The following is an 18,495-nucleotide window of genomic DNA, read 5'->3' on the forward strand; positions in this document are numbered from 1 at the left end:
GGACGACGTCTCAAGAGGAATTCGCCATGCGCCCGATCGGACGACGCACTGTATTGAAGCTCGTGGCCGGCAGCGTGGCCGGTGGCGCGGCGTGGCTCATGCTGCCGAAGGCGCTGGCGGCATCCCGGCCTGGCTATCCCGGTGCCGGCCGCACCGATGGCGGCACCGGCGCCACCGCCGGCGATGCAGTACTGGCGATCGCCTTCGATCACCGCCTGCACACGCGCCTGGTGGTCCGCGGCAAGCCGCTCACGCCGTGGCAACCCAGCGAGAGCCTGCTGTTGGCCGATGGCGCGGTCGACGACTTCGCCATCACCGGCCACCGGGAACAACCGATCGCCGACGCGCGTCACGGCAGCGGTCACCAGTCGATCGTCACCGGCCGTTCCGGCAACCTGGAAAAGGAAGTGGCGCTGACCTTCTTCGACGGTCTTCCCGGCTTCGCCGTGCTGCAGACGCGCTACCGCAACCTGGGCAGCACCGCCGTGCAGGTCGCCGGCTGGCGCAATGCCGCGCATGAACTGGCCGAGGCGCCCGGCGGCTTCTGGAGCTTCTCCGGCACCACCCACACCGATCGCCGCGATTGGGTGCAGCCGCTGCGCGCGGGGTTCGACCAGCGCAATACGCTGGCGATGGATTCGTCCGACTACGGCGGCGGCACGCCGGTGGCCAACATCTGGCGCCGCGACGTCGGCCTGGCAGTCGGTCATGTGGAGCCGGTGGTGCGTCCGCTGGATCTGCCGGTGCGCAAGACCGACCGCGGCGCGCACATCGCGGTCGAATCGCTGCAGGCATCCGCCCTGGCGCCGGGCCAGGCCCTGGTCACCGAACGCACTTTTCTGGCGGTGCACACCGGCGATCATTTCGCGCCGCTGCTGCAGTACCGGCAATACATGCAGGCCGAGGGCCTGGAGGCGCCGCGGGCTCCGGAATCGGCCTTTGCGCCGGTGTGGTGCGCGTGGGGCTACGGCCGCGACTTCACCGTCAAGCAGATCCTGGACACGCTGCCGAAAGCGCGCGAACTGGGCTTCGGCTGGGTGGTGATGGACGACGGCTGGCAGACCAACGAGGGCGACTGGCGCATCGACAGGCGCAAGTTCCCGCGCGGCGAAGCCGACATGCGCGACTTCACCGCGAAGATACGCGCCCAGGGCATGCATCCGCGCCTGTGGATCGCGCCGCTGGCCGCCGACCCGGGCAGCGACGTGCTGCACGACCATCCCGACATGCTGCTGCTGGACCAGGACGGCGGGTTCCAGAAGGTGACCTGGTGGAACGCGCTCACTCAGTGCCCGGCCTACCAGCCCACCGTCGACTTCTACGTGGCCCTGGTGAAGAAGGTCATCGGCGACTGGGGCTTCGAGGGCATCAAGTTCGACGGCCAGCACCTCAACGCCGTGGCGCCCTGCTACAACCCCGCGCACAAGCATGCGCATCCGGGCGATTCAGTCGAAGGCTTGGCCACGTTCTGGCAGGCCATCCACAAGGCGGCGCACGAGGCCAACCCGCAGGCGGTGGTCGAGCTGTGCCCCTGCGGCACGGCTTTCGATTTCCACAACCTGCCGGCCACCGACCAGTACCCGGCGTCCGACCCGACCTCTTCGTGGCAGGTGCGCAGCAAGGGCAAGAGCATGAAGGCGCTGATGGGCTCGCGCAGCAGCTATGCGGGCGACCACGTGGAACTGTCCGATCGCGGCGACGACTTCGCCTCCACCGTCGGCATCGGCGCGATTCCCTCCACCAAGTTCACCTGGCCGAAGGACACCGAGCATCCCTCCGAGCCGCTGCCGCCGGGCGGCCTGGTCCTCAACCCGGAGAAAGAGGCGCTGTGGCGCAAGTGGGTGGCCCTGTACAAACAGCACATGCTGCCCAAGGGCGAATACCTGGGCACGCTGTACGACATCGGCTTCGACAAGCCCGAGGCGCACGCCATCGCCAAGGACGGAGCGATGTATTACGCCTTCTACGCCGACCGGTTCAACGGCAAGGTGCCCTTGCGCGGGCTTGGCGCCGGACGCTACAAGGTGCGCGACCTGTTCAACGAAGTCGACCTTGGCGAGGTGGAGGCCACTGCGGCGAACCTGCCGGTGGCGTTCAGGCACTTCGTGCTGCTGCAGGCCACGCCGCTGGGGACGCCGGCATGAGCCTGGCCGCCAGTGCGATCGCCGCGCCGCGCCGTCGCCCCTGGCTGGTTTTCGCCGTCGCCACCGTCGCGCTGTGGGGCGTGTGGGGCGCGCTGTCGCCGCTGTCGGCCGAGCACGGTTTTCCCGAAACGCTGGTGTACTGCGTGTGGGCGCTGACCATGATCCCGCCGGCGCTGTACATCCTGTGGCGCAGCGGCTGGACGCTGGAGCATTCACCGCGCGCGATCGGCTACGGCATGGCCATCGGCCTGCTCGGTGCCGGCGGGCAGATGCTGCTGTTCCACACGCTGACCATCGGGCCGGCGTATTTCGTGTTTCCGATCATCTCGCTGTCGCCGGTGGTGACGATCGCCCTGTCCTTTGCGTTCCTGCGCGAGCGCACCGGCTGGAGCGGCGCGCTGGGCATCGTGCTGGCGCTGGTGGCATTGCCGATGCTGGACCTGTCGTTCGGCCGCAGCGCCGGCGGCGGACTGGGCTGGTTCCTGCAGTCGCTGCTGATCATGCTGGCCTGGGGCGTGCAGGCGTACTTCATGCGCCTGGCCAACCACACCGTGCGCGCCGAGAGCATCTTCTTCTACATGATGCTGGGCGGCCTGCTGCTGGCGCCGGTGGCGCTGGCGATGACCGACTGGTCGCAGCCGATCAACACCGGCATCGACGGCCCGTGGATGACCGCCGCGATCCAGTTGCTCAACGCCATCGGCGCGCTGACCCTGGTCTACGCCTTCCGCCACGGCAAGGCGATCGTGGTGGCGCCGCTGACCAATGCCGGTGCCCCGCTGGTGACCGCCGCGCTGGCGCTGGTGTTCGCCAGCATCGTGCCGGGCCCGCTGAAAATGATCGGCCTGGTGCTGGCCCTGATTGCCTCGTTGCTGCTGGCACTCGAACCCGAGGCCGTGGCCGAAGCCGAGGGCGATCCCGACGTTTCCACCCCCTCCCCCGAATGGACTCCGTCCCCATGCACGTCCTCTCCGAGCTCATCGCCCGTCACAAGCAGGGACACGCCGGTGGCGTGACCTCGATCTGTTCCGCGCATCCCCTCGTGATCGAAGCCGGCCTGCGCCACGCGCAACGCACGGGACAGGCATTCGTGCTGTTCGAGGCCACCTGCAACCAGGTCAACCAGGACGGCGGCTACACCGGGATGAAGCCGGCCGATTTCGTCGCCTTCGTGCATGCGATCGCCGACCGCGTCGGCTTCGACCGCGCGCGCATCGCGCTGGGTGGCGATCACCTGGGGCCCAACCCGTGGACGTCGCTGAACGCGGACGCGGCGATGGACAAGGCCGAGGTGATGGTGGCCGCGTACGTGGCCGCCGGCTTCCGCAAGATCCACCTGGACTGCTCGATGGCCTGCCGCGGCGATCCCGAGCCGCTGCCGGAGGCGGAGATCGTGCGCCGTGCGGTACGCCTGTGCCGGGCCGCCGAGGTCGCTCACGCGCAGGCCGGCGGCGAGGCGCCGGTGTACGTGATCGGCACCGAGGTACCGGTGCCCGGCGGTGCCACCGAGGCCATCGAAGGCCTCGCCGTGACCACGCCGCAAGCCGCGCTGGCCACGATCGAGGCGCATCGCCAGGCCTTCGCCGCCGCGGGGCTGGACGCCGCATGGCAACGCGTGATCGCCTCCGTGGTGCAACCGGGCGTGGAGTTCGATCACCACGACGTGGTGGATTACGACCCGTCGAAAGCGCGCGAACTGAGCCACGCCATCACCGGCGTGCCGGGCATGGTGTTCGAGGCGCACTCGACCGACTACCAGACCCGCGACGCGCTGGCGGCGCTGGTACGCGATCATTTCGCCATCCTCAAGGTCGGCCCCGGCCTGACCTTCGCCCTGCGCGAGGCGCTGTGGGCGCTGGACGCGATCGAGCAGGAGTGGATCGGGGATGCGCGTCGGGCACGCCTGCGCGAGGTAACCCTGGCGCGCATGCGCGAGCAGCCCGGCTACTGGCGACGCTACTACCACGGCGAGGGCCACGCGCTGACCATCGACCTGCAATACAGCCTCAGCGACCGCATCCGCTATTACTGGCCGGACCCGGTGATCGAGCAGGCCTGCCAGCGCCTGTTCGACAACCTGCGCGCGACCCCGCCGCCGCTGCCGCTGATCAGCCAGTTCCTGCCGCACGCGCTGCGCGCGCTGCGCACCGGCGGCGCGACCAACGACCCGCTCTCCCTGACCATGGCACACATCAGTGCCGCACTCGACGACTACCACCATGCCTGCCATGACCATGACATCCACTGAATACCTGGGCGCGTCCGAGTCCGAGCTGACCGCCGCGGGCGCGCTCTGCACCGCACGCGAGATCGAGCAGCAGCCACGGATGCTGCAGCGGACCCACGCGCTGGTGGCCGGGCTGCATGCGCAGATCCGGGCGTTTGCCGGCCCGCTGATCGACGACCCTGCCGCGCGGGTGATCCTGACCGGCGCCGGCAGCTCGTCCTATATCGGCCAGTGCGTGGCGCCGCTGCTGGACCGCCGGCTGGCCGCCCGCGTGGACGCGGTGCCGACCACCGACATCGTGTGCGCCCCGCGCTTGTATCTGGAGCCGGAACAGCCACTGCTGCTGGTCTCCTTCGGCCGTTCCGGCAACAGCCCCGAAAGCCTGGCCGCGGTGGAACTCGCCGAGTCCCTGGTGCGCGACGTGCGCCACCTGGCGATCATCTGCAATGCCGACGGTGCGCTGGGCAAGGCGCCGGTTGCCCGTTCGATGACCCTGCTGCTGCCGGCCGAGACGCACGACGCCGGCTTCGCCATGACTTCCAGCTTCAGCTGCATGATGTACGCGGCCATGGCCGCGTTGTTGCCAACCGGCAGCATGGACGCGCGCATCGACGCCATTGCCGATGCCACCGCGCGGGTCATCGCCGGATCGCTGCCGGCACTGAACGAGCTGGCGCGCGGCCAGTACGACCGCGTCGCCTACCTCGGCAGCGGCGTCTTGCAGGGGCTGGCCCGCGAGGCGGCGCTGAAGCTCGGCGAGCTCACCAATGGCGCGGTGGCGACCTGCTTCGAGTCGCCGCTGGGTTTCCGCCACGGGCCCAAGACCTTCGTCACCGAACACGCCCTGGTGATGGTCTTCGTGTCCAACGACCCGCTGACCCGCCGCTACGACCTCGACCTGGTGGACGAGCTGCGTCGCGACGGCCGCGCGGCGCGCATCATCGAGGTGAACGCCCAGCCGCGCGCTGCCGCGGGCGCCGACGGCATCACGGTGCCGGCGATGGCCGATGCCGCCGATGCGGATCTGCTGTGGCCGTACCTCGCCATCGCGCAGATCCACGCCTTCCTCCGTTCGCGCGCCATCGGCGTGACGCCCGACAATCCCAACCCCGCGGGCCTGGTGAACCGCGTCGTGCAGGGCGTGCGCCTGTACGCTCTGAGCGCATGAATCGGGTGACTTACCTGGGCGTGGACGGCGGCGGAACGAAAACGCGTTTCGCCCTGATCGACGCTGACGGCCGACTGCTCGGCGAAGCGGAGCTCGGCACGACCTACCATCCCCATGTCGGGCTGGACGGCGTGCGTGCCATCCTGGCCGAGGGCGTGACCGCGGTGCTGGGCACCGCCGGCCGGACCCTGGCCGACATCGGCCATGCCTTCTTCGGGCTGCCCGCCTACGGCGAGGACAGCCGCGCCACCGCGCTGTTGCAGGCGTGCCCCGCGGCGATCCTCGGCCACGACCGCTACACCTGCGACAACGACATGGTGTGTGGCTGGGCCGGCTCGCTGGGCTGCGCCGACGGCATCAACATCGTCGCCGGCACCGGTTCGATCGGCTATGGCCAACGCCAGGGCCTCGCGGCCCGCGCCGGCGGCTGGGGCGAGGCGTTCTCCGATGAAGGCTCGGCCTACTGGATCGCCATGCGCGGACTCAACGCCTACTCGCGCATGAGCGACGGGCGCCTGCCCCGCGGCCCGCTGCACGCGATCCTCAACGCGCACTTCCAGCTCGACAACGACCTGGACATCTGCGCCCATGTCTACGGCGGCAACTCCTACGCCCGCGGCGACCTGGCGCAGCTCTCGCGCCAGGTGGCCGAGGCGGCACGGGCCGGCGACGGCGTGGCCGCCACCATCTTCCGCGACGCCGGCCACGAGCTGGCCGGCATCTGCGACGCACTGCGACTGGCCCTGCACTTCGAAGCCGGCGAAACCGTACCGGTGTCCCATTCCGGCGGCGCCTTCAATGCCGACGAACTGCTGCTGGCACCGCTGCGCGAGGCGCTTGCCGCCGCAAGCACGGATTTCGACCTGCGGCCGCCGTTGCACGCGCCGCATTACGGCGCCGCGCTCTACGCGGCCCGGCTCGCCGGCCACCCGGTGCAGGCGGCAACGCGGGCTGCCGTCGCCCCCTGAGCGAGACTGTCCGGTTCGCCGCGGACTTTTGCCGGGACCGCCCTACAAGCCTTTCGCCGCCTGCGCCACCGCGCGGAACAACGCGCGGCCCTTGTTCATCGTCTCCTCCCACTCGGCGGCGGGGTCGGAGTCGAACACGATGCCTGCGCCGGCCTGCACGTGCAGGCGGCCGCCGTGGATCACCGCGGTGCGGATCGCGATGGCGGTGTCGGCGTCGCCCCACCAGCCGATCCAGCCGATCGCGCCGCCGTAGATGTTGCGCTTGTGCGGTTCCAGCTCCTGGATGATCTCCAGCGCGCGCACCTTCGGCGCGCCGGAAAGCGTGCCGGCAGGGAAGGTCGCCTTGAGCACGTCCATGTAGCTCAGGCCTTCGCGCACCGTACCCTGCACCTGCGAGACGATGTGCATCACGTGCGAGTAGCGCTCTATCGCGAACGAGTCGCCCACTTCCACGCTGCCGGTCTCGCTGATGCGGCCGAGGTCGTTGCGGCCGAGGTCGATCAGCATCACGTGTTCGGCGCGCTCCTTCGGATCGGCCAGCAACTCCGCTTCCAGCGCGCGGTCCTCTTCCTCCGTGGCGCCGCGCTTGCGCGTGCCGGCGAGCGGGCGCACCACCACCTTGCCGCCCTTCAACCGCGCCAGGATCTCCGGCGAGGAACCCACGATCTGGGTGTCGCCGAGATCGACGAAGTACATGTAGGGCGAGGGATTCATCGCGCGCAGCGCGCGGTACACGTCCACCGGCCGCGCGTTGAAGCGCACGGAAAGGCGCTGTGACGGCACCACCTGGAAGATGTCGCCGGCGCGGATGTATTCCTTCGCGCGCTCGACCATCGCCTCGAACTCGTCCCTGGTGAACGAGGACTTGAAGTCGCTCTCGTCCAGCGCGACCGACTGGGTCAGCTGCGGATACGAGGCGCCGCCCTGGCGCAGCCGATGGACCAGCGCATCGAGCCGTCGCTGCGCCTGCGCGTAGGCGTGCGGCTGCGACGGATCGGCGTGCACGATCAGGTACAGCCGGCCCTTGAGGTTGTCGAATACCGCCACCTCCTCGGCCAGCATCAGCAGCACGTCGGGCGTGCCCAGCTCGTCGAGGCGGTCCCACTGCGCCAGCCGCGGCTCGATGTAGCCGATCGTCTCGAAACCGAAGTAGCCGACCAGGCCGCCGGTGAATGCGGGCAGTTGCGGCAACTGCGGCACGTCGTACTGCGCGCGCAGCTTCTCGATCTCCGCCAGCGGATCGTCGAGATGGCGGCGCTCGGTGATCTCGCCGGAATCCTCCACTTCCAGCTCATGCCCGCGCAGGCGGAACACCCGCTTCGCCGGCAGGCCGATGATCGAATAACGCCCCCAGGTGGCGCCGCCCTCGACCGACTCGAACAGGAAGGTATACGGACCGTCGGCGAGCTTCAGGTACACCGACAGCGGCGTGTCGAGGTCGGAGAACACCTCGCGCACCAGCGGGATGCGCGTGTGACCGCGGGCGGCCAGCGCGTCGAATTCGTTTCGGCTGATGGGGTCGGGAGAGCTCACGGGTCGCGGTTCCGGGTGGTCACGAAGGGGAAACGAACATTGTAGGCCAAGCGCAGGCGCCGCCGCGGCGCGCTTGATACGCTGGTGGCGGCGGTCTACTCTCGACGGTCGGGCTACAGGGGACCGTGCGTGGATCAGTATTGCGTCGTAGTGTGCGGCTTGCGGGCCGGTGCGTCGGACGAGGCGTCGACGTGGGCGCCGGTGGCGGCCGCGCTGAGGATGGAGCACGACGAATTTTCCCGGCGCGTGGTCGCCGCGCTGCCGCGGATCGTGCGCCAGCAACTGGACCGCTCCAGCGCCGAGCGCATCGCGCAGTTGCTGCAGGGCCTGCACGTCGATGCCCACGCGCTCCCCGGCGACGAAGAACTGGCGTACATCGACCGCGACGGCAGCAGCCGCGGGCCGTTGCCGCGGTCGGCGCTGGACGCGTTCATCGCGCCGGGCGAGTCGTATCGGCTGCACGGCAGCCTGGCATGGCAGATCTGGCCGGAGCCGCTGGAGTACGAGTCCTCGCCCCCGCCGGCACAGGCATTCGACGAGGTGATGGCCGCGCCCGTCGACGAAGCCTTCGCCGCGGCGCCCATCGAGCCGCTCGACGATGAACCGCCTGCGCCCGCGGCCGTGAGCGCGTCGCCCGGCCTGCCGCCGCCATTGCCCACCGCGTCGTCGCCCGCGGCCGTCGAGCCGCCGGTGCCTGGCGACGAGATGGCGACAGACGATGCCCTGATCAATCCGTCGTCGGACGAGCCCGTCGGCGAAGCCGACGTCGCCGCCCCGCCAGCCGAGACCACAAGCCACCCGCCACGACGCTCGCGGCTGGGTCGCATGTTGCTGCTGCTGGCACTCGTCGGCGTGGCCGCGTGGGCTTATCTGAATTGGGGCGCCGATACGCACGTCGACGATTCCCCGCCGGCGGCAGCGGTCGGCCATGCGCAGCCGGCGAACAGCACCACCGCGGCAGCGGCAGCGGCAGCGGCGACTTCGGCCGCGGCAGCGCCCGCCATGGCCGCGTCCACCCCGACGGCAAGCGCCAGTTCGACGCCCGCGGCGGCGACGTCGGTCCCGGCCTCCGGCGGCACGGCGGCCTTGCCTGCGGCGGCCGCGACCACGGCGGCACCGGCAGCGGCATCCAGCGCGGCGCCCGCTGCATCGGCCAGCGCCGTGCCGGCGCATGCGGCCAGCGCGATGGCCACGCCCACCACGCCCGCGGCGGCGGGCTCGTCAGCGCGGGGCTGAAGCTCAGGCGGTTTCGGTCACCGGCTCCACTGCCGGCGCGGCATCCGCCGCCATGTCTGCCGACGCCTCCGCACCACCGGCGAGCGCGAGCAAGGCCTGGTTCTCGCGCATCACCTCGCGCAAGGCCAGCAGCGCACGCACGTTGCGTTCCAGCTCGGCGATCGAGATCGGGAAGAAACCGTCGTCGCGGTCGCTGACCACCCAGCTGCGCGCACGCGCCAGGTCGACCGGGATCTGCGCGGCATGCAACGCCTCGACCACATCCGCGGGACGCAACTCGGCCAGCTCGCACACCAGTCGCCACAGCCAGTTCATGCGTTGCGGATCGGTGGCACGCAACAGCGGCGGGCGGCGATAGGGTTGCCGGCTGAGATTGGGGACATCCATGGCGACATTTCCGCGGGAAGCCGAGATGTCCGGATAGCGGCACACGGCGGCGAAGCTTTAACCGCCCAGCCGCTGCCGCGGCATGCCGCGCAGGGTGAGGGTGAACGCCACGCCGCTGCCGTCGTCGAGATTGCGCGCGCTGACGCTGCCGCCATGGCGCTCGGCGACCAGGCGCACCACGTACAAGCCCAGGCCCAGGTGCGGCGCCTCGCCGGGCACCGCCTTGTCGCGCAGGCTGACCAGCGAATCGAACAAGCGGCCCTGCATCGCCGCGGGCAGCGGCGGGCCCTGGTTGGCCAGCTCGATCTCGGCGCCACCGTCGAGCGCACGCAGGCTCAGCCGCAGCCAGCCCTGCGCGGGGGTGAACGAGAGGGCGTTGTCGAACAGCTTGTCCAGCGCCTGCGCGATCAGTTCCGGCGCGCCGTGCAGCGGCAGCGGCGCATCCGGCAGGCGGCAATCGAGCCGGCGCGTGCCGACCAGCGGGCGGTAGCCGTCGGCGCAGCCGCGCACCACGTCGCACAGGTCGACATCCTCGGGCTCGGCCGCTTCGATCGAGCGCTCCATCCGGCTCGACTCGCTCATCGCCCGCACCAATGCGCCCAGCCGCGCCACCCCGTCGCGGGCGCGTTCCAGGTAGGGCTTGGCCGGCTCCGGCAGCGCGGCGTGCTGCTGCAGCGCGTGTTCCAGGTTGTCCAGCGAGGACTTCACGATCGCCAGCGGCGTGTTCAACTCGTGCGACAGCTTCGAGGCGAGCGTGCGCAGGTAATCGGTGTAGCTGCCCACGGCCACGAACAGCTTCTCGAAGCTGCGGGCGAGATCGCCGATCTCGTCCGGTGCGTCGATCATCGGGAAGCGGTCCGGATTCAATTGGCCGTCCAGACGTCCATCGTTGCGCTGCGCCCGCTCGACGGCATTGCGCAGCCGCGCCAGGCGCAGGCTGAGCCGGGTGGCGAACGCCAGCAGGATGCCGCCGGCCAGCAGCAGCACGACGAAGCTGGTCAGCAGCACGCCGAAGAGCGCGCGGTTGGCCAGCAGCGGCACGGTGCGACTGGACTGCTCCAGCAGCAGCACGCCCTCGACCTGGCCGGCCCGCTCGATCGGCACCGCCGCGGCGAGCACCACGCTGCCGCGCTCCTCGCCGTGGCGCCAGCGGCTGACCGCATGGCCGGCGCGCGCCTGCTCCACTTCGCGGGTATCCAGCCGCGGCACGTCCTGTGCCCACAGGTTGGCGTCGTCCAGGCGAGTGGCCAGCAGCGAGCGATAGACCAGCGAGGCAAACCAGCCCGGGTCACGCTCGGCCGCGCTGCTGCCATGCAGGCGGCCGCTGCGCGCGAGCAGCCAGCCGGCCGGTGACAGCACGCGCGCCTGCACACCTGTCGGCACCAGCTGCGCCAGCTCGCCGGACAGCACCGCCGAGTAGCGGCGCAATGGGCGCGACTCGACGGCCTGCCGATCGCCGCCGCTGCTGGCGTCATAGGCGCCGATACCCAGGCGGCTCGGCGCCGGTTGCCTCGGCAGGCGCAGCTCGACCTGGTAGCCGCTGCCGTCCTCCTGCCAGCTCGCGCCGAGCTGATCGGGCAGGCCGGGCACCGGCGGGTCCAGCGGCAATGCCTGCAGCGGCCCCGGTGCCGCGCTGGCCAGCAGGTAGCGCCGCTGGCCGGCGGCGTTGCCGAGGGCGAGAATCAGATGGTCGGCCAGCAGCGCGTTCGCGTCTTCGGCATCGGCGCGGGTGCGGTGGGTGTCGGCCATCTGCGCATGCAGGTAAAAGCCGTCCGCATCCTCGGCCAGCAACAGCTGTCCGCGTCGCGCGAACGGCTGGCTCCATGGCGTCAGCGGTGCCCAGTCGTCGCCGTAGCCGTCGACGGTGATCGGCGTGGGCGCCTCCTGCACGTACCAGCTCGGGCCGTCGGCCGGCGGCAACGCACGGGTCACCACCAGGCTGCGCGCCACCACCTGCGCCGAGGCCACCAGGGCCTGGGCCTGGCCGTCGCGCAGCAGCGACTCCATCTGGCGCACGTCGAACCAGCCGGCCACCGGCAGCGCCAGCGTGCACAGCGCCACCAGCAGCAGCTTGCGACGCAGGCTCATGCCGCTCCGGTCCGTCGCTCAGCGGGCATCGGCCGGTGCCGTGGCACGCTGGTAGCGCGAGGCCATCACCACCCGCATGAAGTCATCCAGTAGCGCGCGCCGCGTGGGGTCGCCGTCATCGAAGGCCATCGACCAGCTGTAGCGGATGCCGCTGGCCTGGCCCGGGTCGCAGAACACCAGCACGTCGTCCACGTGGTCGCTGCCTTCGTAGACGCTGGCCTCGCAGGACATGTGCGGATGGCGCACGGCGAAGCTGGCGGCCTTGCCGGCGGGGTCGAGCTGGAGGTAGCGCTTCCGGTCGGCCTGCACCTCGGCGGCCAGGCTGCTCAGCACGCGCGGCCACACGTTCAGCACCATCACCCGCTGCGGCTTGCCGCTCCACTCGCCCTGGTACAGCACCGCGTTGACGCCGATCGCCTGGGCGTAGGTGCAACAGTCGCGCGTCCAGCCCGGCGGCGATGCCACCGCGATCGTCCAGGCCGGCGCGTTGCCGTCGCGGGCGCCGCGGGCCAGCACGTCGTCGTCGGTACCGGTCGCCCAGGTCAGCGCCGCGCAGAACAACAGCGCCAGCGCCACGCACAGACGCGCGCTCACGGTTTCCACCGGTAGCCCACGCCATGCACCGTCTCGATCGCGTCGAACTCGGGCGCCACCGCCACGAACTTCTTGCGGATGCGCTTGATGTGCGAGGTGATGGTGGCGTCGTCCACCACCAGCTCCGCCTCGCGCATCAGCTGGTCGCGGTTCTTCACGTGGCCGGGGAAGCGCACCAGCGTGTGCACCATCCAGAACTCGGTGACGGTGAGCGGGATTTCCGCGCCGTTCCAGGTGATGCGCATGCGCTCGGACTCCAGCTTCAGCGGGCCGTGCTCGAGCACCGTCTCGCTGGAGGCGGGCGCCTTCAGCGACTCGATCCGGCGGAACAGCGCGGCAATGCGCGCGGCCAGCTGGTGCAGGCTGGTGTCCTTGCTGAGGTAGTCGTCCGCGCCCAGCCGCAAGCCGGAGATCACGTCGAAATCCGAATCGCGCGCGGTGAGGAAGATCAGCGGCAGCGTCGACGATTTCGCGCGCAGTTCGCGGCACAGGTCGAAGCCGCCCTCCGGTTCGTCGCCCAGGCCGATGTCGATGATGACCAGCTCGGGCAACTTCATCGCGAACGCGCTGGACGCTTCCTGGCGCGAACCGTAGCCGCGCGCGTCGTAGCCGAAACGGTTCAGCGCCTCGACGTAGTTGGCGCGGATCAGCGGTTCGTCCTCGACGATGGCAATGCTGCGGCCCATGGCGCACTCCTTGGATGATGGCTGCAGCGTGCTATGCGCGCCGCGCGGGCGCAAGCGGTCGCAGCACGCTGCCAGCGATTTGCCACAAGCCGGCGGCAAATCGCCCGGCAGCGGCCGGCGCACGCGCCGCGACGGAGGCTTTGATGTGATCCACGCACTCCATCACGAGGTCACTCATGGACACCCGCCGCAACGAACACGACCCCCGCGCCGAACTGCACGGCTTCGAGCCGCTGCGCACCGGCCTGGCGCTGGGCGCCCTGCTGCTGGGCCTGTTGGTCGGCTTCTTCTGAAGGAGGCGCGCCATGTCCCGTCATCTGTCCAGACTCGATCCGTTTGCCGTGGTGGAAGTCGTCCGCGCACCCGGCGCGAAAGGAATCGCGCCGGGTGCGGCCCGGGACGACACCGATCCCGACTGGCAACCGCTGTAACCGTGGTCCTCCCCCTGGTGGTTGCTTGCCCCTCGCTTGCGAGGGGCTTTTTTTCGTGCGCGTGCTGCCCGCCCTTTGCCACGACTGGCCCGAACGCCGCCGCCGGCGCGGCTCCCGCGCGACCTTCACGCGTGCGGCAATGCCATCGTGGCTCGGGCCACAGGAGGACACCGACATGCATGCAGTAATACGGCTTTCGCGCACATGGCGTCACTGGTTGATGGTCGGCAGTCTGATGCTGGCCGCCGGACTGGGCCTCGATGCGGTGTGGCTGCACGCCCGGGTCGCGCTGGCGCAATGGCTGAACATGCGCGCGCAGGCTCGATCCAGCCGGCTGCGGCCGCGATCCGCACAGCGAACCTGAACGACACAGTTGGCAAATTGAGCCTCGCCGCGGGAACCAATCGGCAGGTACCGGGTCGGACCTGATGATTGGCGTGCGTTCCTCTTTGCCGTGGAACCTGCCGGTGCGAGGTTTGCGAGCTCCCTGGCGGACTTTCGCGCCGGCACGCGCCAATCCATGGTGTTTTCCCCCTTGCGTCCCCGACGACGTTTATCCCGGTGCCTCCCTCCTGGCGCCGGGATTTTTTCTTTGTGCCGTCTGGCCAGGCGATCGCCTTGCGCATGGCGGCGGATATCCTCAACCGATCGCCTTGCGCATGGCGGCGGGCATCCTCACCCGATCGCCTTGCGCATGGCGGCGATCTCGGCCGCGTAATCCTTCGCGTGGAAGATCGCCGAGCCGGCCACGAAGGTGTCGGCGCCGGCGGCGGCGATCGCGCCGATGTTGTCGGCGGTGACGCCGCCGTCGACTTCCAGCCGGATCGCACGGCCGCTGGCTTCGATCCGCTCACGCGCCTGGCGCAGCTTCTCCAGCGTGCCAGGGATGAACTTCTGCCCGCCGAAACCGGGGTTCACCGACATGATGAGGATCATGTCGAGCTTGTCCATCACGTAGTCGAGATGGTCCAGCGGCGTGGCCGGGTTGAACACCAGCCCGGCCTGGCAGCCGGATTCCCGGATCAGCCCCAGCGTGCGGTCGACATGCTCGCTCGCTTCCGGATGGAAGCTGATCAGGCTGGCGCCGGCCTTGGCGAAATCCGGCACGATGCGATCGACCGGCTTGACCATCAGGTGCACGTCGATCGGCGCCGTGATGCCGTACTTGCGCAACGAGGCGAGCACCATCGGCCCGATCGTGAGGTTCGGCACGTAGTGGTTGTCCATCACGTCGAAATGCACCCAGTCCGCCCCCGCGGCGAGCGCCGCGGCGGTGTCCTCGCCCAGCCGGGCGAAATCGGCGGCGAGGATGGACGGGGCGATGATGGCGCTTTGCTTGCTCATAAGCCGGGAATCGGGAATCGGGAATCGGGAATCGGGAATCGGGAATCAGGAAGATTATGAAGCCTGACGCGGCAAATGCCACCGCAAAGCCGCTTCTGCCATTCCCCATTCCCTATTCCCCATTCCCGGCCCCATCATTTGAATCCCCGTGCTTCCTTGATGCGGTCGTAGGCGGCGTTGATCTCGCTGGCGCGCGACTCGGCGCGCTTGCGCATGTCTTCGGGCAGGTCGCCGAGGCGGTCGGGGTGGTGCTCGGAGATCAGCTTGCGGTAGGCGCGCTTGATGGCGCGCTCGTCGGCGTTGCGGTCGATGCCCAGCACGGCATAGGGATCGGGCCCTTGCGGCGTGCGTTGCGGCGGCACGTAGCCGCCGCCATTGCCGTACTGCTGGCGGCCGCCGCGCGGGCCGCCCGCGCCCTGGTTCCAGGCGTAGCCCTTCATCGCCATCAGCGCCATCAGCTCCATGTCGCTGACGCGCAGCGCGAAGGCGAGCTGGCGCAGGATCGACATCTTCTCCGGCCCCGGGTTGCCCTCGGACAGTACCGTCTCGATCACCACGTCCAGCACCGGGAACGCGTGGTCGCGGCGCAGGCCGACCCAGCTGCGCAGCTCGGCGATGGTGCGGGTGACGTCGAACTCAGGCTGCTTGCCCGCATTGAAGCTGGCCACGGCCTGCGCGCGCTGCTCGGCGGTCAGGCCCATGCGCGTCATCAGCCGCTCGGCCACCGCGATCTCGGCCTCGGAGACGCGACCGTCGGACTTGGCCACCGCGCCAAGCAGGGTGAACAGCGGGCCGACGAAACCGCCGGCCTCGGGCGTGGCCTGGCGGCGCTGGCTGTGGCGCAGGTTGTCGAAGATGAAACCGAGCACCGCGCCCACCACCGCGCCCGGCATGTGGCCGACCAGCAGGCCGAAGATGCCGAACCAGATCGTGTAGGTGAAACTCATGGCTGCACCTGCGCCGGCGCGGCTGCCTGCGCGCTGTACCAGCGTGCCAGCGCATCGAGCTCGGCGGCGTTCAGCGGGCCGATCGCCGCGCGCATCACCGGCACGTCGCGGCGGCCGTCGCGGTACTGCTTGAGCGCATCGCGCAGATAATCCAGCCGCTGCCCGGCCAGGTTCGGCACGCCGGGCACGTGCGCCTGCCCGGTCTCGCCGTGGCAGGCCGCGCAGAGGCCGAGCCGGCCGGGCCGGGAGGCAGATTGGGCAAGGCTGGGCGAGGCGGCCAGGCAAAGCGCCGCGATCAGGAATATTCGCATCGGCAACACATGGGGCCAAAGGATGCCAATTCTAGCAGTGCGCCCGATCGGCCCGGCGGCACGCTCCCGGCGCCGTGCCGGCAGTCGCTACAATAGACATTTGCCGCCTCGTGGAACCCGCCGTGCCCACCACCCTGCCCCAATCGAACCTGCCTGGCCTCGAGCTGATCCATCGCGGCAAGGTGCGCGATGTCTACGCGCTGGATGATCAGCGGCTGCTGATGGTGGCCACCGACCGGTTGTCGGCGTTCGACGTGGTGATGCCCAACCCGATCCCGGGCAAGGGCGAGATGCTCACCCAGATCTCCAACTTCTGGTTCGGCAAGACCGCGCACCTGGTACCGAACCACCTGCTCGACGTGCCGCTGGCCGAGGTGCTGCCGCCCGGCACCGACCTCAAGCTGTACGAGAAGCGCGCGGTGGTGGTGCGGCGGCTGAAACCGGTGCCGGTGGAATGCATCGCCCGCGGCTACCTGATCGGCTCGGGCTGGAAGGATTACCAGGCCAGCGGTGCGCTGTGCGGCATCGCGCTGCCGACCGGCCTGAAGCAGGCGCAGCAGTTGCCCGAACCGATCTTCACGCCCTCGACCAAGGCGGCGGTGGGCGACCACGACCAGAACGTCAGCTTTGACGCCGTGGTGGACGCGGTCGGCGCCGACCTCGCCGGGCAGGTGCGCGACGCCACGCTGGCGATCTACCGCTGGGCCGCCGCCTATGCGGCCGAGCGCGGCATCATCATCGCCGACACCAAGTTCGAGTTCGGCACCGATGCGAGCGGCAAGCTCTACGTGATGGACGAGATGCTCACCCCGGATTCCTCCCGCTTCTGGCCGGCCGACGAATACCGCACCGGCATCAGCCCGCCCAGCTACGACAAGCAGTTCGTGCGCGACTGGCTGGAGACGCAGCACTGGAACAAGACCGCACCCGGCCCGGTGATCCCGGACGAGGTGATCGCACGCACCGCGGCCAAGTATGCCGAGGCGCTGCACAAGCTGGCCGGCATCCGGCTCGACTGAGGTTTCATCGAGGGGGAACGCTCATGCGCACCATGCAGGACTGGCTCGACAGTTACAGCAGCGACCACCAGAACCCGACCAACCAGATGTTCCACTGGTTCTGCGTGCCGCCGATCGTGTGGTCGGTGATCGCGCTGCTGTGGGCGGCCCCGGTGCCGTTCACCGCGCTGCGCCCCGGTTCGTGGGCGGTGCTGGTGATGGTGCTGGCGTTCTACTGGTACTGGAAGCGCTCGCACCGGCTCGCGGCGGGCCTGCTGATCGCGTTCGCCGTGCTGGGCCTGTTCACCAACTTCCTGTACTGGCGGCTGGGCGCGCCGGCGCTGGCGTGGTGGGCGGTCGGCGTGTTCGTGGTGGCCTGGATCGGCCAGTTCATCGGCCACAAGTACGAAGGCCGCAAGCCCAGCTTCCTCACCGATCTGTCCTACCTGCTGGTCGGCCCGGCGTGGCTGATGGCCAAGCTCTATCGCAAACTGGGACTCCGCCAGATCACATGAATACCGCACTTGCCGTGACCAGCACCCTGCTCTGGTGGGTGCTCTACAGCAGCATGGCGGCGCTGGTGTTCGCGCTGATCGGCTGGTCGGTGCTGCGCTGGACCGAGCGCTGCGCGGTGGTGTTCAACCGCGTCTACCTCGCCTGCCTGCTGTGGACGATGCTCGGACTGTTGCTGGTGTTCCTGGTGGCCGTCTGCGAAGGCGCGGTGCATCCACCCTACGGCGGCCTGCTGCACTCGGGCCTGCTGCGCGTCGCGCTGGTGCTGGACATGCTGCTCGGCGCGGTCCTGCTGTGGCGGCTGGTGCCGCGCATCGACGCCCGCCGCATCCGCCCCGGCAGCGCCTGCATGGCGGTGGCCGCGAGCATGGCGATCGGGTTCGGCGTGGCCAGCACGCTGGTGTGATCCTCGACCCATGGCGGAGGCGGCCGGCGCCCCCGCCATGCATCGAGGCTCAGTGCAGGCCGAACAGCGCCGCGCCAAACACCATCGCGAAGATGAAACCGATGATCAGCGCCAGCACGATGCCGATCACCATGTTGACCAGCTCGACCACGCAGGCCTTGCCGAAGCCGATCTGGCTGCCGTCCGCGGCCAGCAACAGGTAGTTCACCACGACGGCACCGACGAGGAAGGTCACGATCAGCGACAGCACGCTGCTGTGCACCACCATGCCGAGGATCAGTGTCACCACGAACACCCCGACATAGGTCAGCACCACGGCACCCAACGCACGCAGGTAGGACGGCATGAAACCGACCACCAGGCGAAAGGACACGGCCAGCACCAGCGCGCCAAGCGCGATGCCCACGACGATCATGATCAAGATGGCGAACAGGCCCATGCCGGCCAAGGCGGCAAACGTAGAAGTACCCATAAAATCCCCTGCATTGCGATGGAAGGAAAACCGCCCGGTGGC

At 69.7% G+C, this 18,495-nt stretch carries 20 protein-coding genes; 11 read left to right on the forward strand and 9 right to left on the reverse strand.

Annotation, left to right across the window (positions count from 1 at the left end; all coding sequences use genetic code 11):
* Positions 1 to 26: 26 nt before the first annotated feature.
* From ACVCMI_RS16505 to ACVCMI_RS16525, 5 genes are read left to right on the forward strand one after another with little or no spacing between them, the layout of a single operon-like run.
* Positions 27 to 2,144: a glycoside hydrolase family 36 protein gene (locus ACVCMI_RS16505; protein WP_447098061.1), complete on the forward strand. Its 2,118-nt coding sequence runs from the start codon at positions 27 to 29 to the stop codon at positions 2,142 to 2,144.
* Entirely contained in the window at positions 2,141 to 3,160 is a 1,020-nt protein-coding gene (locus ACVCMI_RS16510) for an EamA family transporter (RefSeq protein WP_447098060.1), read from the forward strand. Before ACVCMI_RS16505 ends, ACVCMI_RS16510 begins: the two co-directional genes overlap by 4 nt.
* On the forward strand, positions 3,103 to 4,392 hold the full coding sequence (locus tag ACVCMI_RS16515; protein WP_447098059.1) for a D-tagatose-bisphosphate aldolase, class II, non-catalytic subunit: 1,290 nt from the start codon (positions 3,103 to 3,105) through the stop codon (positions 4,390 to 4,392). Before ACVCMI_RS16510 ends, ACVCMI_RS16515 begins: the two co-directional genes overlap by 58 nt.
* Positions 4,373 to 5,539 carry an SIS domain-containing protein gene (locus tag ACVCMI_RS16520; protein ID WP_447098058.1) on the forward strand — a complete coding sequence of 389 codons (1,167 nt, stop codon included), beginning with the start codon at positions 4,373 to 4,375 and terminating at the stop codon, positions 5,537 to 5,539. Before ACVCMI_RS16515 ends, ACVCMI_RS16520 begins: the two co-directional genes overlap by 20 nt.
* A complete protein-coding gene (locus tag ACVCMI_RS16525) occupies positions 5,536 to 6,507 on the forward strand; it encodes an N-acetylglucosamine kinase (protein WP_395120190.1) in 972 nt (323 codons plus the stop codon). Before ACVCMI_RS16520 ends, ACVCMI_RS16525 begins: the two co-directional genes overlap by 4 nt.
* A gap of 42 nt (positions 6,508 to 6,549) precedes the next feature.
* Here ACVCMI_RS16525 and trpE read toward each other — a convergent pair whose 3' ends face one another.
* On the reverse strand, positions 6,550 to 8,040 hold the full coding sequence (gene trpE, locus ACVCMI_RS16530) for an anthranilate synthase component I (RefSeq protein WP_447098057.1): 1,491 nt from the start codon (positions 8,038 to 8,040) through the stop codon (positions 6,550 to 6,552).
* Positions 8,041 to 8,259: 219 nt separating this feature from the next.
* Between trpE and ACVCMI_RS16535 the strand changes: the two genes are divergently transcribed.
* Complete coding sequence (locus ACVCMI_RS16535) at positions 8,260 to 9,276, forward strand: hypothetical protein (RefSeq protein WP_447098056.1); 1,017 nt, start codon at positions 8,260 to 8,262, stop codon at positions 9,274 to 9,276.
* Positions 9,277 to 9,279: 3 nt separating this feature from the next.
* Here ACVCMI_RS16535 and ACVCMI_RS16540 read toward each other — a convergent pair whose 3' ends face one another.
* The 4 genes from ACVCMI_RS16540 to pdsR are packed head-to-tail and all read right to left on the reverse strand — an operon-like array spanning position 9,280 to position 13,031.
* A complete protein-coding gene (locus ACVCMI_RS16540; RefSeq protein WP_447098055.1) occupies positions 9,280 to 9,663 on the reverse strand; it encodes a hypothetical protein in 384 nt (127 codons plus the stop codon).
* Between the two features lie 57 nt (positions 9,664 to 9,720).
* Positions 9,721 to 11,751: an ATP-binding protein gene (locus ACVCMI_RS16545; protein WP_447098054.1), complete on the reverse strand. Its 2,031-nt coding sequence runs from the start codon at positions 11,749 to 11,751 to the stop codon at positions 9,721 to 9,723.
* Positions 11,752 to 11,769: 18 nt separating this feature from the next.
* Positions 11,770 to 12,354 (reverse strand): hypothetical protein, encoded by a 585-nt coding sequence (locus ACVCMI_RS16550; protein WP_447098053.1) that lies wholly within the window; start codon positions 12,352 to 12,354, stop codon positions 11,770 to 11,772.
* Entirely contained in the window at positions 12,342 to 13,031 is a 690-nt protein-coding gene (pdsR, locus tag ACVCMI_RS16555; protein ID WP_447098052.1) for a proteobacterial dedicated sortase system response regulator, read from the reverse strand. The genes ACVCMI_RS16550 and pdsR overlap by 13 nt, the downstream gene beginning before the upstream one ends.
* A gap of 305 nt (positions 13,032 to 13,336) precedes the next feature.
* Here pdsR and ACVCMI_RS16560 point away from each other — a divergent pair, with 305 nt between their 5' ends.
* Together ACVCMI_RS16560 and ACVCMI_RS16565 are read left to right on the forward strand one after the other, a co-directional pair.
* A complete protein-coding gene (locus ACVCMI_RS16560) occupies positions 13,337 to 13,462 on the forward strand; it encodes a hypothetical protein (RefSeq protein ID WP_447098051.1) in 126 nt (41 codons plus the stop codon).
* A gap of 55 nt (positions 13,463 to 13,517) precedes the next feature.
* Complete coding sequence (locus tag ACVCMI_RS16565) at positions 13,518 to 13,826, forward strand: hypothetical protein (protein ID WP_447098050.1); 309 nt, start codon at positions 13,518 to 13,520, stop codon at positions 13,824 to 13,826.
* Between the two features lie 311 nt (positions 13,827 to 14,137).
* On the opposite strand, the gene rpe is transcribed toward ACVCMI_RS16565, so the two are convergent.
* From rpe to ACVCMI_RS16580, 3 genes are all read right to left on the reverse strand, one after another.
* Positions 14,138 to 14,806, reverse strand: a complete 669-nt coding sequence (rpe, locus tag ACVCMI_RS16570) for a ribulose-phosphate 3-epimerase (protein ID WP_447098049.1) — start codon at positions 14,804 to 14,806, stop codon at positions 14,138 to 14,140.
* Positions 14,807 to 14,940: 134 nt separating this feature from the next.
* The gene (gene djlA, locus ACVCMI_RS16575; protein ID WP_395120200.1) at positions 14,941 to 15,753 is read right to left on the reverse strand and encodes a co-chaperone DjlA; all 813 of its coding nucleotides are present in this window, start codon (positions 15,751 to 15,753) and stop codon (positions 14,941 to 14,943) included.
* Positions 15,750 to 16,064, reverse strand: coding sequence for a c-type cytochrome (locus ACVCMI_RS16580; RefSeq protein ID WP_447098048.1), 315 nt, complete (start codon positions 16,062 to 16,064; stop codon positions 15,750 to 15,752). The genes djlA and ACVCMI_RS16580 overlap by 4 nt, the downstream gene beginning before the upstream one ends.
* A 122-nt stretch (positions 16,065 to 16,186) precedes the next feature.
* Here ACVCMI_RS16580 and ACVCMI_RS16585 point away from each other — a divergent pair, with 122 nt between their 5' ends.
* Genes ACVCMI_RS16585 through ACVCMI_RS16595 form a run of 3 tightly spaced genes read left to right on the forward strand, consistent with a single transcriptional unit; the run spans position 16,187 to position 17,981 of the window.
* Entirely contained in the window at positions 16,187 to 17,083 is an 897-nt protein-coding gene (locus ACVCMI_RS16585; RefSeq protein ID WP_395120202.1) for a phosphoribosylaminoimidazolesuccinocarboxamide synthase, read from the forward strand.
* Positions 17,084 to 17,106: 23 nt separating this feature from the next.
* Positions 17,107 to 17,577 carry an Mpo1 family 2-hydroxy fatty acid dioxygenase gene (locus ACVCMI_RS16590; RefSeq protein WP_395120203.1) on the forward strand — a complete coding sequence of 157 codons (471 nt, stop codon included), beginning with the start codon at positions 17,107 to 17,109 and terminating at the stop codon, positions 17,575 to 17,577.
* On the forward strand, positions 17,574 to 17,981 hold the full coding sequence (locus ACVCMI_RS16595; protein ID WP_447098047.1) for a hypothetical protein: 408 nt from the start codon (positions 17,574 to 17,576) through the stop codon (positions 17,979 to 17,981). Before ACVCMI_RS16590 ends, ACVCMI_RS16595 begins: the two co-directional genes overlap by 4 nt.
* A 49-nt stretch (positions 17,982 to 18,030) precedes the next feature.
* On the opposite strand, the gene ACVCMI_RS16600 is transcribed toward ACVCMI_RS16595, so the two are convergent.
* Positions 18,031 to 18,453, reverse strand: a complete 423-nt coding sequence (locus ACVCMI_RS16600) for a hypothetical protein (RefSeq protein WP_447098046.1) — start codon at positions 18,451 to 18,453, stop codon at positions 18,031 to 18,033.
* Positions 18,454 to 18,495: the final 42 nt, after the last annotated feature.

Source organism: Rhodanobacter sp. UC4448_H15 (assembly GCF_052978265.1).